This is a genomic window from Streptomyces sp. NBC_00090 (assembly GCF_045160815.1).
Lineage (GTDB): Bacteria > Actinomycetota > Actinomycetes > Streptomycetales > Streptomycetaceae > Streptomyces.
On record NZ_CP108224.1, the window covers coordinates 4693771 to 4709575 of the forward strand.

The following is a 15805-nucleotide window of genomic DNA, read 5'->3' on the forward strand; positions in this document are numbered from 1 at the left end:
GGCGGGCGGTGCCGGCAGCGACTACTCGGTGACCTCGTGGTGGTCGTCGTGCAGGCCGCCGCCGCTGCCCGCGTCGCCCGTGGTCGGGACGGAGACGACCGGCTTGCGGAGCGAGGAGATGTCGTGGGCGTAGGTGCCCACGGCGTTGGCGATGACGTCGATGTTGACGTCGAAGGCCCGCATGTTGACGTTGCGGATGTCGTCGCCCTTGGCGTGGTAGTTCACGTCGTACGCGACGCCCGCCTCGCCGCCGAACTTGGCTGCCTGGGCGGCGGTCTTGATGCCCTCGGCGCCGGTGAAGGTGCCACCGGAGGGGATGCCGACCCCGATGAACGGGCCGTAGTCGGAGCGGCCGGTGAAGTCGGTGCCCTCGTGCGGGACCCCGCTCTTGTCCATGAAGTCGGTGATGTCACGCTCCAGCTGGGCCGAGCCCTCCGGGCCCGCGCCGGCACCGACGTTGTCGGAGTTGTCACCGTCGTACACGAACAGGCCGTAGTTCGGCGAGGCGATCATGTCGAAGTTGAGGTAGAGCTTGATCTCGCTCTTGTCCAGCGCGGTCAGGTTCTTCACGTAGTGGGCGGAGCCGAGGAGGCCGTTCTCCTCCGCGGACCACCAGGCGAAGCGGACCTTGTTGCGGACCTTGTCCTTCGACTTGGCGAGCTCCAGGGCGGCCTGGAGGAGACCGGCGGAGCCGGAGCCGTTGTCGTTGATGCCGGGGCCGGCGGTGACCGAGTCCAGGTGGGAGCCGAGCATCACGGTGTTGGCGGCGTTGCCGCCCTTGGTCTCCGCGATGACGTTGTTGGTGGTCCGCTTCTCCTGGAGCTGGCGGATCTCCAGGGAGAGCGAGACCGGGCCGTTCGCGAGGTCGGCGGTGAGCTGCGCGCCCTCGGCCTTGGTGAGACCGCCGGTCGGGATCTTGCCCGCGGCGGGGTCGCCGAGGGTGCCGGAGAGGGCGCCGTCGACGTTGTTGTAGATGGCTGCGGCGGCGGCTCCGGCCGCGGCGGCGTTCTCCTGCTTGATCGCGAAGGCGCAGCCGCCGCGCTGGATCAGGGCGATCTTGCCGGTGAAGGTGCCGGCGGCGAAGTCGCCCGGCTCGCAGCCGGTGGTGCCGTCGGCGTCGACGGGCACGGCCGCGAGGGGCGCCGTGATGCCGCCGACCGGGGTGGACTTGGTGTACGTCATCGCCTTGATGTCGAGCGTGCGGGGCGCGGGGGAGACGACGGAGGCCTTCTCGGCGAGCGTCTCCGTGTAGATGAACTCGAACTTCTGGTACGAGACGTTGTAGCCGGCCTTCTTGAGCTGCGTGTACACGTACGCGGCCGAGGCGTCGTGTCCGAGCGAGCCGGCCGCGCGGTGACCGCCGGCCGAGTCGGCTATCGCCTGGAACTTCTGCAGGTGCTTGAAGGCGTCCTGCGCGGAGGTTTCGCGGACCAGCTTCTTCGCCAGCTTGGCGGCATCGCGGGCCGGCGCGGCCGTGGGGTCCTGGCCGGCGGTGGCGGGAGAGGCGAGCACCAGCGGGGTGGCGAGGGCGGCGGCGGCCAGAATGGCCGCGGCACGGCGCTGGGTTGCGTTCACAGAAGTCCTTCCCGGTACGGACGAGGTTGAGGGGAAGTTAGCGATCTCAAGGGCGTTCTGTGAACAGGTTCTGCGTAATTCCTCTCACCTTGAGCATGATTGACATCCGGAGTTATCAATTCCCGGATGTTTTGGCCTCCTTGGTGGCTTTCGCCGCTTTCGCCGCCGCCTTCATCTCCTGCTTGTGGGCGCGCACCTTGGCGAGCGACTCGGGGCCGGTGATGTCGGCGGCCGATCGGTACGAGCCCTGCTCGCCGTACGGGCCCGCCGCCTCACGCCAGCCCGTGGGCCGCACCCCGTACTGCTTGCCGAGCAGGGCCAGGAAGATCTGCGCCTTCTGCTTGCCGAAGCCGGGCAGCGCCTGGAGCCGCGCGAGCAGCTCCTTCCCGGTCGCCGCGTCCGCCCAGACGGCCTCGGCGTCGCCCCCGTACTCCTCGACCAGGAACCGGCAGAGCTGCTGCACGCGCTGGGCCATCGAGCCCGGGAAGCGGTGCACGGCCGGCTTCTCGGAGAGCAGCGCGGCGAACTCCTCCGGGTTGCGGGCGGCGATCTCGTGTGCGTCGAGATCGTCCGCGCCGAGCCGCGAGGCGATGGTGTACGGGCCGGAGAACGCCCACTCCATCGGAACCTGCTGGTCGAGGAGCATGCCGACGAGCGCGGCGAGCGGCGAACGGCCGAGGAGCGCGTCGGCCTCCGGCTGCTGGGCGAGGTGGATGTCGGGGGGCGTGGCCTTGGTGCTCATGAACCGATCATGACGCTTCGGCGGAGCGTCCGCTTGGTGGATTCACCTGCGGGGTGCATGCCTGGTGGGTTCGCCTGCGGGGTGCACGCCCGGTGGGTTCGCCCGCGGGGTGCACGCCCGGTGGGCTCACCCCTTCGCGAAGCGGTCGAGGGCCGCGAGGATCAGGTCCCCGGTCTCCTCCCCGCCCAGGTGCCCGGCGCTCCCGACCACGTGCAGCTCGGCGTCCGGCCAGGCGCGGGCCAGCTCCCAGGCGGTGGTGAGCGGGCCGCCCATGTCCAGCCGGCCGTGGATCAGGACGCCGGGGATGCCGGCGAGCCGGTGCGCGTCGCGGATCAGCGCGCCCTCCTCCAGCCAGGCGCCGTGCGCGAAGTAGTGCGAGCAGATCCGGACGAAGCCGAGCCGGGTGTCGTCGACGCGGTCGGTGTACGGGGTGCCCATGCCCTCCAGGGAGAGGACCGCGTCCTCCCAGGCGCACCAGTCCGCGGCGGCCTTCTCCCGTACGGCCCGGTCGGGGTCGTTCATCAGGGCGGCGTAGGCGCCCACGAGGTCGGAGGCCCCGTCGGCCCCGGCCCGGAAGCGCTCGTGGGCCTCGGGGAAGAAACGGCCGACGCCCTCGTACAGCCAGGCCGTCTCGGAGCGGCGGGTGGTCGTGACGGCCGCGATCACGATCTCCGTCACGCGCTCGGGGTGCGCCTCCGCGTACGCCAGGATCAGCGTGGAGCCCCAGGAGCCGCCGTACAGCAGCCAGCGGTCGATCCCGAGGTGCTCGCGCAGCCGCTCCATGTCGGCCACCAGGTGCGCGGTGGTGTTCACGGACATGTCGGCGGCCGGGTCGCTCGCGTGCGGGGTGGAGCGCCCGCAGCCGCGCTGGTCGAAGAGGACGAGCCGGTACTTCTCCGGGTCGAAGAACCGGCGGCTGCGGGGGGAGGAGCCGGAGCCCGGCCCGCCGTGCACGACGAGCGCGGGCCTGCCCTCCGGGTTGCCGGAGACCTCCCAGTGGATGCGGTTGCCGTCGCCCACGTCGAGCAGGCCCTGGTCGTACGGTGCGGTCTCGGAGTACATCCGCACGAGACTAGGGGGCGTCCGGGGCCTCCTGGCGGCCCTTGACCCGTAGCGCCGGCCTCCTGCCGGCCCTTGACCTGTAGCGTCGGCCTCCTACCGGCCCGTGACCCGTACCGCAGGGTCCTCGCACCACTCCAGGAGCGAGGGCCACTCCCCGTACCCCGAGTCGGGGTTGAGGTGCGCGCCGCCCGGGACGTGGTCGAGGTCGAGGCCGAGCGGGGTGCCGTAGTGGACGTCGGCGCCCTCGGGGCAGTACGGATCCCCGTCCCCGTACACGAGCCGCGCCCGCACCCCGGCCTCCGTCGGGTCGAGCCCGTCGGCGAACGCGGCGATCGCGGGGATCGACGCGGTCACCGGCGGTGAGGGCGGGGCGACGAGCAGCACCCGGTCGGCGTCCGGGCGCCGCTTCCCGGCCCGCAGCCACAGCAGCACGGACAGGCTGTGGGCGAGCACCACGAACTCCCCCTCGGCCGGCCGCTCCCCGTGCTCCTCCAGGGCGGCGAGCCACGCGTCGAGGACGGGCGCGTCGGCCTCGGGCAGCTGCGGATACCGGACCTCGTGCCCGCGCGCCCGCAGCTCCCCGGCGAGCCAGTGCTGCCAGTGACCCGGCGGACGGTGGTTCTGGAAGCCGTGGAGGATCAGATACGTGGTCATGCCACGATCCTGCGACCGGAGCCCGCTCCGGGTCCACCGCCGTCCACGGAGCGGTCAGGCGCCCCCGTACCCGTCCTGTCCCCGGCCCCGCAGGGTCAGCAGCTCCCGTACCCCGGCCTTGAACCGCTCGCTCGACAGTTCCTGTTCGACCGTCAGGTGGTGCATGACGTCCGGGGAGAACGGCGCGAGCAGCAGGTGCGCGAGGAGCGTCGCGTCGGCGCCCGGCCTGAGCTCCCCGATGAGCAGGCTGACGTGGGTGTGCATCACCCGGTACGCGCCGCTGTGGTAGCGGGCGCGGGGCGCCGCGGAGTGGGCGGCGAGCAGGATCTCGCGCTGCTCGCCGACCCGGTCGACGAGCGCGTCGAGGAAGGCGTCGATCCGTTCGGCGGCCGGCGCGCCGGGTCCGAGCGGCGGCGGGCCGCTCATGTACGCCTCCTGGAACTGGCGCTCGCGGTCGTCGAGCAGGGCCCACAGGAGCTGGGAGACGTCGCCGAAGCGGCGGTAGACCGTGCCGACGCCGATGCCGCTGGCGTGCGCGACCTGGTTCATGGTGACGGCCTCGGGGCCGTCCTCGGCGACGATCCGGGCTGCCGCGTCGAGGATCTTCCGCCGGTTGCGGGCGGCGTCGGCCCGCTCGGGGGCGGGGCCGCCGCCGACGGTGGGGAGCAGGCTGAGCATCGGCGCCGCCCCGTCTCCGGCCTGCGGTTCTCTCGCGCTCATCTGCCGACTCCTGCCCTTCGTCCGGGGTCCCCCTCGATCGCTCCTCGATGTGAGCATACCCGTTCCCCTTGCGAACCGGATAGTGATCCGCTTAACCTCGGGGCATCGAAGCGGAAAAGAATCCGGTTGAGGAGAGTTCGCCATGTCCGTCAAGGTCGCCGTCATCTACTACTCGGCCACGGGTGCAGTCCACCAGCTCGCCCGGGCCGTCGCCGAGGGCGCGGAGAAGGCCGGTGCCGAGGTGCGCCTGCGCCGGGTGCCCGAGCTCGCCCCCGACGCCGCCATCGACGCCAACCCGGCCTGGCGCGCCCATGTCGAGGCCACCGGCGACGTGGAGACGGCGGCGCTGGAGGACCTGGAGTGGGCCGACGCGTACGCGCTCGGCTCCCCGACCCGCTTCGGCAACGTCGCCGCCCAGCTCAAGCAGTACGTCGACACCTCGGGCGGCCTGTGGCAGCGCGGCGTCATGGCGGACAAGCCCGCGACCGCCTTCACCAGCGCCCACAACGTCCACGGCGGCAACGAGTCGACGCTGCTCGCGCTCTACAACACCTTCCACCACTGGGGCTCGGTCATCGTCTCGCCCGGCTTCACCGACCCGAGCGTCTACGCGGCCGGCGGAAACCCCTACGGCACCTCGCACCCCGGCGCCAACGGCGCCCCGGAGGAGAACGTCCTCCAGGCCGCCCGCTACCAGGGCGAGCGGCTGACGCGGATCGCGAAGCGCCTGAAGGGCCTCGCGGTCGACTGATCCGCGGCGGCGCCGTTCCGGTGCGGAAGTGCCACCGTTCCAGCGTGGAAGTACCCCCGGGGGATGCGCCCCCGGGGGTACTTCTGTCAGGGGCGTCCGCCCCAGGGAGATGTAAGGGCCGGGTGGGGGAGGCGTAAGGGACAGGCCAGGGGCAGGGTGGTGCCGTAAGGGTCAGGCCGGGGCAGGGTGGTGCCGTAGGGGTCAGGCCGGGGGCAGAGTGGTGCCGTAAGGGCAGGTCAGGGGTGGGGCGGTGTGACGGTCAGGCCAGGGACAGGAAGAGCTTCTCCAGGCGGGCCCGCATCGCGTCCCGGTCCTCGCCGTTCTTGCGGCCGTCATCGATGTCGGTCAGACACTGCTGGAGCCCGGTCGCGATGATCGCGAACCCGGCCCGGTCGAGGGCCCGGGAGGCGGCGGCGAGCTGGGTCACGACCTCCTCGCAGTCCCGTCCCTCCTCGATCATCCGGATCACTCCGGCGATCTGGCCCTGGGCCCGGCGCAGCCGGTTCAAAACCGCCTTGAGCTCCGCGCCCGCGAGGTCGAGTTCCACTGTTCACTCCTCCGCAGATACCCCAGGGGGTAATTTACTCCCCAGCACGGGGCTCCGTCGAAGACCAAGGATGACACCTGCCATGAACGCACCCCTCTCGCTCGATGCCGACCAGGCCCGCACGCGGCTGGCGGAGCTGACCGTCGTCGACGTCCGCACCCCGGGCGAGTACGCCTCCGGGCACGTGCCCGGAGCACTCAACGTCCCGCTCGACCAGCTCGGCCGTGCCGTGCCCGAGCTCCGGGAGGCGGCGGCCCGCGGTGAGCTGCTCGTCGTCTGCCAGTCCGGCAGCCGCTCGGCCAACGCCTGCGCCCAGCTCGCCGCGCACGGTATCGCCGTGATCGACCTCGACGGCGGTACGAGCGGCTGGGCGGCCCGCGGCCACGGCCTCGACCGCCCGGCGGGAGCTCCGGCGAAGCCGGTCTGGGCGATGGACCGGCAGGTCCGGCTGGTGGCCGGCTCCCTCGTCCTGCTCGGCCTCGCGCTCGGACTCCTGGTCCACCCCGCCTTCCAGCTCCTCTCGGCGGGCATCGCGGGCGGGCTCGTCTTCTCGGCGCTCACCAACACCTGCGGCATGGCCCTGATGCTCGGGAAGCTCCCGTACAACCGGACGGCGGGGCGCGGGGCGGGCGGCCTGGACGCGACCCTCGCGCGGCTGCGTCAGGAGGCGTAGCGCGGCTCAGGGGGCGTTGCTCGGGGGCGCGGCTCGGGGGGCGCACAAGGGGCGGGGCGTGACGAGGCTCAGGGGCGCACGAGGGGCGGGGGCGTGGCGCGGCTCAGGGGGCGTAACGGCGGAGGAACATCTCGACCCCGTCCGTGACGAGGCGTTCGCCCAGCTCCTCGGTGAGTTCCGTCCCGTACTGCTCGAAGACCATCTGCGGGAAGACGAGCAGCGAGTAGAGCTGGAGGACCGCGACCTCCAGGTCGGGGATCTCCAGGAGCCCCCGGTCGGCGAGGGTGCGCAGGGCGTCCGCGACGGCGGGGTGGTGGCCGGCCGGGCCGTGGGCGCGCCAGGCGCGGCCCAGCTCGGGGAAGCGGTGCAGTTCGGTGGCGACGAGGGTGCGCAGCGCGCGGGCCTCGTCGTCGGCGCGTACGGCCCGGGCCCAGGCGCGGCCGGCGTCGGTGAGGGCGGCCTTGAGCTCGGCGGGCCCCTCGGCGGCGACGAGCAGCGCGAGGTCCGGGCCCTCCGTCCGCTCCCCGCCGGCCAGGGGTTCGTCGAGGGCGCCGGCGACGACGGCGGTGAAGAGGGCTTCCTTGCTGCCGAAGTGGTTGTAGACGGTCACCTTGGAGACGCCCGCCTCGGCGGCGATGGCGTCCATGCCGACACCGAAGCCCTCGCGGAGGAAGAGGTCGCGGGCGGCACGCACGACGGCCTGCCGCTTGCGGGCGGCACGGGCTCCGGTGGGCGCGGTCTTGGGAGCGGCGGGCTGCGCGTTCATACCCCGAACCGTACCAAGCCAACTGTACCGTTGAGTTCAACTGTACTGTGCCGTACAGTTCAGTTATGACGGCTCACCCTGACGAGCAAGCCCCCACCCCTGCCCACCGACACCAATCCCAGCACTCGAACCCCCACCCCCACCCACAGCCCCACCCCCGCCGCTGGACGGCCCTCGCGCTGATCTGCGCCGCCCAGTTCATGCTGATCCTCGACGTCACCGTCGTGAACGTCGCCCTGCCCGCCCTCGCCACCGACCTCGATCTCGGGCGCACCGCTCTGACCTGGGTCGTCACCGCGTACACCCTCTGCTTCGGCGGGCTCATGCTCCTCGGCGGCCGGCTCGCCGACGCCCTCGGCGCCCGCCGCGTCCTCCTCGCCGGACTCGCGCTCTTCACCGCCGCGTCGCTGGCCTGCGGACTCGCGGCGAACGCCCCCGTCCTGCTCGGCGGCCGCATCGCCCAGGGCGTCGGCGCCGCGCTCCTCTCCCCGGCCGCGCTCGCCCTCGTCACCACCGCCTTCCACGGCGCCGAACGGGCCAAGGCCCTCGGCGCCTGGGCGGCGATCGGCGGCACGGGCTCGGCCGTCGGCGTCCTGCTCGGCGGAGCCCTCACCGAAGGCCCCGGCTGGCCCTGGGTCTTCTACGTCAACGTCCCCGTCGGCCTGGCCCTGCTGGTCGCCCTGCCGAAGGTCCTTCCGCCGCACGACCCGGCCCGCCCCCGTACGGGAGGGGCCCGGCTCGACGTCCCCGGCGCGCTCCTCGTGACCACCGCCACCGGCGCGCTCGTCTACGGACTCGTACGGGCGGGCGACTCGGGCTGGACCTCCGCCGCCACCCTGCTGCCGCTGCTCGGCGCGCTCGCCCTCTACGGGATCTTCGCCGCGGTCGAGCGGGCGAGCCGCGCCCCGCTGATGGACCTCAGGATGCTCACCCGTCGCCCGGTCGTCGCGGGCTCGCTCCTGATGCTGGTCGCGACCGCGCTCCTGATCTCCTTCTTCTTCCTGGGCTCGATGCGGCTCCAGCACGTCCACGGCCTCGGGGCCCTCCGTACCGGGCTGCTCTTCCTCCCGATCGCCCTCACCACCGCGATCGGCGCCCACCTCGGCTCCCGCCTGGTCCCGACGGCCGGCCCGCGCGCCTGCGCGACCGGCGGCCTGGCCCTCGCGGCACTCGGCTGTCTGCCGCTGACCTTCCTCACCCCGGACGCCAACCCCTGGACGACCCTGCTTCCCGCCCTCGCCACGGCCGCCCTCGGCCTCGGCGCGGTCTTCGTCGCGGCGACCACGACCGCCCTCGGCCTGATCTCCCCGCACGAGGCGGGCCTCGCCTCCGGCATCGTCAACACCTTCCACGAGGTCGGCGGCTCCATCGGCGTGGCCGCCGTCTCCTCCCTCGCCCTCACCGCCACCACCGCCGAAGCGTTGCCGGACGGCTTCACGGCGGCCTTCACCCTCTGCACGGCCACCGCGGCGACGGCGGCCCTGGCGGCCCCCTTCCTCATCCCCCGAGGCACCCCCCGCCCGACGGGCGGCCCCCACGGGGTGCACTGAGGGATGACGACGGACCGGGACACCGCCGGGACATCAGGACACCGGGACACCGGGGCCTCACCGAGCACCAATGCTCGGTGAGGCCCCGGCTCAGTCCCGGCTCACCTCCGGCTCAGTCCCGGCTCACCTCCGGCTCAGTCCCGGCTCACCTCCGGCCCGGCCCCGGCTCAGTCCGCTCCGGCCCGGCCCCGGCTCAGTCCTGGCTCGGGCCCGTCTCGTCGACCGGGCGGATCACCACCGCGTACTCCGGGGATCCGGGCGGAACGGGGCAGCGGGCCACCTGGGCGGCGATCTCCGTGACGCGGTCCAGGGAGGCGCAGTCGAGGAGCCAGTAGCCCGCGAGGACCTCCTTGGTCTCCGCGTACGGGCCGTCCGTGACGACCGGCCTGCCCTCGCCGTCCACCGTCACGAAGCGGGTCTTGGAGGGTGCGGCGAGGCCCTGGGCGTCGAGCATCTCGCCCTTCGCGGTCACCTCGGTGTTGATCGCGTTCATGTGCTCGAACATCGTCTTGAGCTGCGTCTTGTCCCAGGCGGGGCTCCCGGCGGAGCCTCGGCCCACCATCGCCTCGTAGTCGGCCTCCGAGCCCTGCACCATCACCAGGTACTTCATGACGTCCTCCTCACATCCGGTGTCGTATTGCCTCTCGCAGGAGAGTCGGATCCGGGGGACGGTTCTCGACACCGCGCGGGGATCGGTCGGAAAAACGGGAGAAATCACTCGACCGTCCCATGATTCCCGAGTGGACGTATTCAGCTTCTCCGCCGCCTTCATCACCTTCTTCTCCGTCGTCGGCCCGCCGAAGGTGCTCCTCGCCTTCGCCGGCCTCGCCCAGGTCCATCCCGCCCGCCAGCTCCGCACCATCGCCCTCATCTCCTCGGGCGCGGCCGTCCTCGTCGGCCTGGTCACCGGCATCACGGCCCCCTGGCTGCTCGACCTCTTCCACATCAGTACGCCCGCGCTCCAGCTCGCGGGCGGCGTCATCTTCTTCCTGTACGCCGTCGGCCTCGTCCTCGGCCTCCACCTGGGCTCCGACGGCCCCCAACAGGACGCCCCCGACCTGGTCAGCGGGGTGCGCGAGCTGCTCATGCCGTACGTGGTGAGCCCGCTCGCCATGACGGCGGTCCTCATCGAGGCGGCCGCCCGTGACTCCTTCAGCTGGCGTTCGACCGTCGTCGGCGCGTACGTGTCGGTCATCGCCCTCGATCTCGTCTGCGTCCTGCTCCTCGCCCGGATCCTGCGCCGCACCCACCACGCGACCATCGAGCTCCTCGGCCGTCTCCTGGGTCTGCTCCTCGCCGCCGTCGGCGTCGACCTGGTCCTCGACGGCCTCTCCGATCTGGGCGTCCCCGGCCTCGGCGACCGCCACTAGGGCACCGCCACCAGGGCACCGTCACCAGGGGGTGTCCGGGGGCGTCTTGTCGATCAGGTCGGCCGGATCAGGGCGCGGCGAGCTCCCGCTCCAGCGGGGTGCGGAACCGGGGTGTCACCCGTACCTCCCCCACCCAGGCGGCCAGCCGCGCCGCCTCCGCCCCGATCGCCCGCTCCGCCTCCCCGCCCACGTCCGCCAGGAGCCGGTGGACGATCGCGCCGTCCGGGCGCTGCGCCCAGACGCCGACGATCCGGCCGTTCCACCACACCGTCGGCGCGATGTTCCCGCTGCGGTCGTACAGCGCGGCCCGGTGCTCCGGGTCCTGGTACCAGTCCCGGGCCTGCCAGCCCATCGCCGTCGGATCGAGCGCGGGCAGCAGCGCCGCCCAGGGCTCCGGTTCCGGTACGGGGTCGAGGTCGTCCGGCAGGACGAACCCCGTCCCCCCGGCCAGCGTCACCGGCGCCGCGCCGACCGCGGCGAGCGCCCCGCGCACATCCGTGACCTTCCACCCCGTCCACCACTTCAGATCCGCCTCGCTCGCCGGACCGCAGGCCGCCAGCCACCGCCGGATCAGCTCCGCCCGTGCCTCCGCCGCCGCGACCGGCGGGTGCTCCCCGGCGAGCGCCCAGCGGAAGCGGCTCGACGTCCACGTCCCCTGCGGCCGCCCCCGGACGATCCGGCCCTCCATGCCGAGGACCCGCAGCACCCGGCTCGCGACGGACTGGACGCCCTCCTGCCGGGTCCCCGGCCCGTACACGTACGTCTCCCGCAACCTCGGTACGGCGGCGCCCAGTTCGGTGCCGGTCGCCTCCCCGCGTACGGCCAGCTCGGCGAGGACCAGACGCTCGGTCTCCGCCAGCCAGGCCGCGTCGAAGGCGCTGCCCTCCACCAAGTGCCGCAGGAGAACGGCCCGTTCGCGGACGGCGGCCGGATGGGTGGTGGAGGAGTGCACGGCCGGCGCGAGGGAGGACGGGAAGACGAAGACCGTGTGCCGCATGCCGTGCATCCGGACCAGGGACCGGTCCTCGTACAGGGCCCGCTCGACGGTCGCGACCGGTCCGGCGCCGCCGGCCAGCCGCGCCCCCACCGCGAGGAACACGCTCGCCGGATCGGTGCCGTGCAGCGCCACGAGGGCGTTCCCGACCTCCTCGGCCGTCGCGGCCCGCGCGGACCCGGCCAGCCGGTGCCGCACCGCGAGCCGGGCCCTGCGCTCGGCGTCGCCGATCGTTCTCGTACGCGTCTCACTCATGGGGCCAAGCATGGAGCCGGGCGCGAGCGGAGGCGAGGAGATCCGCCACCGGCCCACCGAGCGAATCCACCACTGTCCCGCCCCGCCCCCGGATCTGCTCAGCCCGCCGCCCGCTCCTCCAACGGCCGTCGCCGCAGCGCGGGTTCGGTCAGGGCGCGGGGACGCCAGACACCGTCCGGCGGATAGAGGTTCGTGCCCGGCGGCACGATCGCGTCGATCCGGTCCAGGACCTCGTCCGTGAGCACGACCGGCGCGCCCTTCAGCAGGCCGTCCAGCTGCTCCATCGTGCGCGGGCCGATGATCACGGACGTCACCGCCGGGTGCGCGGTCACGAAGGCGATCGCCAGCTCGGGCAGCGTGCAACCGATCTCGTCCGCCAGCGCGACGAGCTCCTCGACGGCGTCGAGCTTGGCGGCGTTGACGGGCAGCGACGGGTCGAAGCGGTGCGGGGTGAGCGCGGGCCGGCCGCTGGTCAGGTCGATCGGCGCGCCCTTGCGGTAGCGGCCGGTGAGGAAGCCGGACGCGAGCGGGCTCCAGGTCAGCACCCCCATCCCGTACCGCTGGGCCACGGGCAGCACGGACGTCTCCACGCCCCGGGCGAGCAGCGAGTACGGCGGCTGCTCGGAGCGGAAGCGGCGCAGTCCGCGCCGCTCGGCGACGGCGTGCGCCTCGACGATCTCCTCGGCGGGGAAGGTGGAGCAGCCGAACGCCCGGATCTTCCCCTGGGTGACGAGGTCGCCGAGGACGTCGAGGGTCTCCTCGATGTCCGTACGGGGGTCGGGCCGGTGGACCTGGTAGAGGTCGATCCAGTCGGTGCCGAGCCGCCGCAGGCTGTTCTCGACGGCGAGGGTGATCCAACGACGGGACGAACCGCCCTTGTTGGGCCCCTCACCGCCCATGGGGAAGTACACCTTGGTGGCGAGGACGGTCTCCTCGCGGCGCCTGGGGTCGCGCAGCGCCTTGCCGACGATCTCCTCGGACTCGCCGGCCGAGTACATGTCTGCGGTGTCGACGAAGTTGATGCCCCGGTCCAGGGCGGAATGGATGATCCGTACGGACTCCTCATGATCCGGATTGCCGACGGCACCGAACATCATGGTGCCGAGGCAGTACGTGCTGACGTCGATCCCGGTCCCGCCGAGTACCCGATAGCGCATGCGCCGCACTCTAGGAATTGGAGTGCACTTCAAGGCAAGGGCCGAGGAAGCCCGTCACCAGGTCGTGCAGGAGCTCCGGCCGTTCGAGGTGGACGTCGTGTCCGGCGCCGGGCACGCTCGCCCCGTACAGGCCGGGAAGGAGCCGGGCCATCTCCGCGTACTCCTCGTCCCCGACGATCCCGCCCTCCGTGCCCTGCCCGAGGACGGCGAGGGTGGGGCAGGTGATCGCCGCCCACTCGTCCCAGAAGGCGCGGGTGGCGTTCTCGGGCCGCCGCTCGCTGTGCCCGTGCCCGCGCTGGTCGAGGGCGAGGACCCGGTGCCCGGCGTCCCGCAGGGCCCGGGCGGTCGCGTCCCACTCCCCGGCGTGCCCGGCGAGCCCGTGGAGGAGGACGTCGGGCCCGGAGCCGCCCCAGTCGCGACAGGAGAGGCGTACGCCGTCGCGCACGACGACCCGCTCGGTCCAGGAGGGGGAGTGGGACGAGGCCCCGGAGAACGTAGTCATCCCGAGATCCTCCCGGATCCCCGCCCTCCCCGATCTTCCATTCCCCATCCCCAGCCCCAGCCCCATCCCCATCGCTCCTCCCTCGTCCCCCTCCCCCCATCCCTCATCCCCCGACCTTCCCTAGGGGTTGAGGAGCTGGTCGGCGACGGCGGTCCGGGCGTAGAGGACGGAGCGTCCGCTGCGGTGGGCGGTGACCAGGCCGGCGTTGCGCAGGGCGATGAGGTGCTGGGAGACCCCGGCGGCGGACATCCCGCAGTGCGTGGCGAGCTGAGTGGTCGAGGCCGGGGTGTCGAGCTCGGTGAGCAGCAGGGTGCGGGAGCGGCCGAGGACGGCGGCGACGGCGTCCGTGGCACCGGTGGTCCGGGGTTCCCACAGGGTGCCGATGCCCCGGGCCGGGTAGGCGAGTTGGGGCGGGTCGGGGTGGACGGAGCGGGTGAGGACCTTGGGCCATGCGAAGGCGGAGGGGATGAGCAGCAGCCCGGAGCCGCCCTGGTCGCGGGTGAGGGCGCAGTGGCGCCGTAGGAGCCGCAGGGTGCCGTCGTCCCACCGTACGGTCTCGTGGAGCTCGCTCAGGACCCGGGCCGAACCGTGCTCGGCGACCTGGCGGGCCCGGTGGAAGACATCGGCCTCCAGGAGCTTCTGGAGCCGGGCCCAGTAGGGGGCGAGGGCGAGCTCCCAGTAGGTCTCGACCTCGTCGGAGACCTTGCGGAGGGCGGCTTCGGGGGCCTCGTGCAGCAGCCGGAGCCGGGGGCCGGCGACGCCCTCGACGCCGAGCCGCCGGAGGTCGTCGCGTACCTGCTCGGGCGGGGTGCGGCGGATGGCGTCGAGCTCGCCGTCGAGGGTGGGGAAGGGGCCGGTGGGGGTGGGGTTGAGGAAGTCGGCGAGATAGCCGTGGGCGGGGACGAGGGCGGCGAGCCAGCCCCGGTCGAGCCCGGCGCGGACGATGCGGGGGCGGACCTGGGCGGCCCAGCGGCGGTGCGGGGAGGCGCCGGTGGTGTCGGGCTGCCGGGAGAGGAGGCGGAAGCTGGTGACGACCTCCCACATGGGGGAGACGGCGAAGCGCGTCTGGGCGAGGTCGGCGGCGGAGAAACTGAGCCCGGATTCCATGAGCAGGCGCTCCTCGTCATCTCGCTGGGCTGGGCTGGACTGGGCTGGGCTGGGCTGGGCCGAATGGATTCGTACTGAGCTTAATCATTGGAGTAGAGAGGGGAGCCGCCCACAAGATCCCCTCATGCCTCCCTCTCCGTCTTCCTTCCTCCCTTCCTCCTTCCGCGGCCTCCCGCCCGTCGTCTGGACGATCTTCGCGGGAACGATCGTCAACCGCCTCGGCTACCTCGTCACCCCGTTCCTGGTCTTCTTCCTCGCCTCGCGCGGAGTGACCGGCGCCGACACCTCGTACGTCCTCGGCGCCCTCGGCGCGGGCAACCTCATCGGCCCGGCCGTCGGCGGCATCCTCGCCGACCGCATCGGCCGCCGTCCGACGATGCTCATCGGCCTGACCGGCGCGGCGGTGGCGCAGGGCGCGCTGTTCCTCGCACCCGGGGTGTGGACGATGGCGGCGGCGTCGCTGCTGATCAGCGCGGCCGGCAGCACGGTCTCGCCGGCGGCGTACGCGCTGCTGGCCGACGCCGTCGACAGCGAACGCCGGCAGCGCGCGTACGCCCTCTTCGGCTGGGGCGTGAACATCGGCACCGCCGTCGCGGGCATCCTGGGCGGCTACCTGGCGGCGCACGGCTACTGGCTGCTGTTCGCGGTGGACGCGGGTTCGATGCTGCTGTACGCGCTGGTCGTGGTAGTGCGCCTGAAGGAGCCGGCGCGAGCGAAGACCCCGGCGGCCAGGGAGGAGAAGGGACAGAAGGAGGAAAAGAAGGACGGCATCGGCTACGGAGTCGTCCTCCGCGACCGCCTCGCGCTGCTCCTGCTGCCGCTCTTCGGCATCCAGCTCTTCGTCTACTCGCTGACGGAGGTCGCCCTGCCGCTCGCGGTCCACGACAGCGGCCTCTCCCCGGCGGTGTACGGAGCGATGGCGGCGGTCAACGCGGTCCTGGTCGTCGGGCTCCAGCCCTTCGCGACCGCCCGGCTGGCCAAGCTGCCGCAGCTCGTGGTGCAGAGCGCGGGCAGCGTCCTGATCGCCGTGGGCGTCGCGCTCACCGGCCTCGCCGACGGGATCGTCGGCTACACGGTGTCGGTGATCGTCTGGTCGCTCGGCGAGGTCGTGGTCGCCGGCATCGCCGCCGGTGTCGTCGCCAACCTGGCCCCGGCACACGCCCGAGGCCGCTACCAGGGCGCCTTCAGCTGGACGTGGGGAGTGGCCCGCTTCGCGGCGCTCACGCTGGGCGTCGCCACGTACACGACACTGGGCCCGGCCGCCCTCTGGTGGACGGCCCTGGTGGCGGGCACGGCCGCGGCGGCGGCGACGGCGGCCCTGACGGCGAGGGTGCGGCGCCGCACGACCCACGAACTGGCGGCCTGACGCCAACCCTCACC

The 15805-nt window shown here is 73.0% G+C and carries 17 protein-coding genes; 5 read left to right on the top strand and 12 right to left on the bottom strand.

The annotated features are described in order from the left end of the window. Positions 1-21: 21 nt before the first annotated feature. The 5 genes from OG361_RS20955 to OG361_RS20975 form a co-directional block, all read right to left on the bottom strand. Positions 22-1575: a M28 family metallopeptidase gene (locus OG361_RS20955; protein ID WP_405855695.1), complete on the bottom strand. Its 1554-nt coding sequence runs from the start codon at positions 1573-1575 to the stop codon at positions 22-24. 115 nt (positions 1576-1690) lie between these two features. Beyond that, positions 1691-2317, bottom strand: a complete 627-nt coding sequence (locus OG361_RS20960) for an HhH-GPD-type base excision DNA repair protein (protein WP_405855697.1) — start codon at positions 2315-2317, stop codon at positions 1691-1693. 126 nt (positions 2318-2443) lie between these two features. Then, positions 2444-3379: a prolyl aminopeptidase gene (gene pip / locus OG361_RS20965; RefSeq protein ID WP_405855699.1), complete on the bottom strand. Its 936-nt coding sequence runs from the start codon at positions 3377-3379 to the stop codon at positions 2444-2446. Between the two features lie 93 nt (positions 3380-3472). Beyond that, positions 3473-4033: an RBBP9/YdeN family alpha/beta hydrolase gene (locus OG361_RS20970; RefSeq protein WP_405855701.1), complete on the bottom strand. Its 561-nt coding sequence runs from the start codon at positions 4031-4033 to the stop codon at positions 3473-3475. 54 nt (positions 4034-4087) lie between these two features. Then, a complete protein-coding gene (locus OG361_RS20975; RefSeq protein ID WP_405855703.1) occupies positions 4088-4753 on the bottom strand; it encodes a TetR/AcrR family transcriptional regulator in 666 nt (221 codons plus the stop codon). A gap of 142 nt (positions 4754-4895) precedes the next feature. On the opposite strand from OG361_RS20975, the gene wrbA reads away from it, so the two are divergent. Then, positions 4896-5504, top strand: coding sequence for an NAD(P)H:quinone oxidoreductase (gene wrbA, locus OG361_RS20980; protein WP_405855705.1), 609 nt, complete (start codon positions 4896-4898; stop codon positions 5502-5504). Positions 5505-5763: 259 nt separating this feature from the next. On the opposite strand, the gene OG361_RS20985 is transcribed toward wrbA, so the two are convergent. After that, entirely contained in the window at positions 5764-6051 is a 288-nt protein-coding gene (locus OG361_RS20985) for a metal-sensitive transcriptional regulator (RefSeq protein WP_056653994.1), read from the bottom strand. 82 nt (positions 6052-6133) lie between these two features. Between OG361_RS20985 and OG361_RS20990 the strand changes: the two genes are divergently transcribed. Next, the gene (locus OG361_RS20990) at positions 6134-6724 is read left to right on the top strand and encodes a rhodanese-like domain-containing protein (protein ID WP_405855708.1); all 591 of its coding nucleotides are present in this window, start codon (positions 6134-6136) and stop codon (positions 6722-6724) included. A gap of 103 nt (positions 6725-6827) precedes the next feature. Here the strand turns inward: OG361_RS20990 and OG361_RS20995 are convergent, their stop codons facing one another. Beyond that, positions 6828-7490, bottom strand: coding sequence for a TetR/AcrR family transcriptional regulator (locus tag OG361_RS20995; RefSeq protein ID WP_384571553.1), 663 nt, complete (start codon positions 7488-7490; stop codon positions 6828-6830). A 65-nt stretch (positions 7491-7555) separates the two neighbouring features. Here OG361_RS20995 and OG361_RS21000 point away from each other — a divergent pair, with 65 nt between their 5' ends. Next, a complete protein-coding gene (locus OG361_RS21000) occupies positions 7556-9040 on the top strand; it encodes an MFS transporter (RefSeq protein ID WP_405855710.1) in 1485 nt (494 codons plus the stop codon). A gap of 193 nt (positions 9041-9233) precedes the next feature. Here OG361_RS21000 and OG361_RS21005 read toward each other — a convergent pair whose 3' ends face one another. Then, positions 9234-9650: a YciI family protein gene (locus OG361_RS21005; protein ID WP_405855712.1), complete on the bottom strand. Its 417-nt coding sequence runs from the start codon at positions 9648-9650 to the stop codon at positions 9234-9236. A 130-nt stretch (positions 9651-9780) separates the two neighbouring features. On the opposite strand from OG361_RS21005, the gene OG361_RS21010 reads away from it, so the two are divergent. Continuing rightward, on the top strand, positions 9781-10410 hold the full coding sequence (locus OG361_RS21010; protein WP_405855714.1) for a MarC family protein: 630 nt from the start codon (positions 9781-9783) through the stop codon (positions 10408-10410). A 67-nt stretch (positions 10411-10477) separates the two neighbouring features. On the opposite strand, the gene OG361_RS21015 is transcribed toward OG361_RS21010, so the two are convergent. The 4 genes from OG361_RS21015 to OG361_RS21030 all read right to left on the bottom strand — a co-directional run bounded on the left by OG361_RS21015 (position 10478) and on the right by OG361_RS21030 (position 14425). After that, positions 10478-11659 carry a winged helix DNA-binding domain-containing protein gene (locus OG361_RS21015; RefSeq protein ID WP_405855716.1) on the bottom strand — a complete coding sequence of 394 codons (1182 nt, stop codon included), beginning with the start codon at positions 11657-11659 and terminating at the stop codon, positions 10478-10480. A gap of 98 nt (positions 11660-11757) precedes the next feature. Continuing rightward, the gene (locus OG361_RS21020; protein WP_405855718.1) at positions 11758-12816 is read right to left on the bottom strand and encodes an aldo/keto reductase; all 1059 of its coding nucleotides are present in this window, start codon (positions 12814-12816) and stop codon (positions 11758-11760) included. Positions 12817-12826: 10 nt separating this feature from the next. Continuing rightward, positions 12827-13318 (bottom strand): alpha/beta fold hydrolase, encoded by a 492-nt coding sequence (locus tag OG361_RS21025; protein WP_405855720.1) that lies wholly within the window; start codon positions 13316-13318, stop codon positions 12827-12829. A 120-nt stretch (positions 13319-13438) separates the two neighbouring features. After that, positions 13439-14425, bottom strand: a complete 987-nt coding sequence (locus OG361_RS21030) for a DUF5937 family protein (protein WP_405855722.1) — start codon at positions 14423-14425, stop codon at positions 13439-13441. Positions 14426-14549: 124 nt separating this feature from the next. On the opposite strand from OG361_RS21030, the gene OG361_RS21035 reads away from it, so the two are divergent. Continuing rightward, positions 14550-15791 carry an MFS transporter gene (locus OG361_RS21035; RefSeq protein ID WP_405855724.1) on the top strand — a complete coding sequence of 414 codons (1242 nt, stop codon included), beginning with the start codon at positions 14550-14552 and terminating at the stop codon, positions 15789-15791. Positions 15792-15805: the final 14 nt, after the last annotated feature.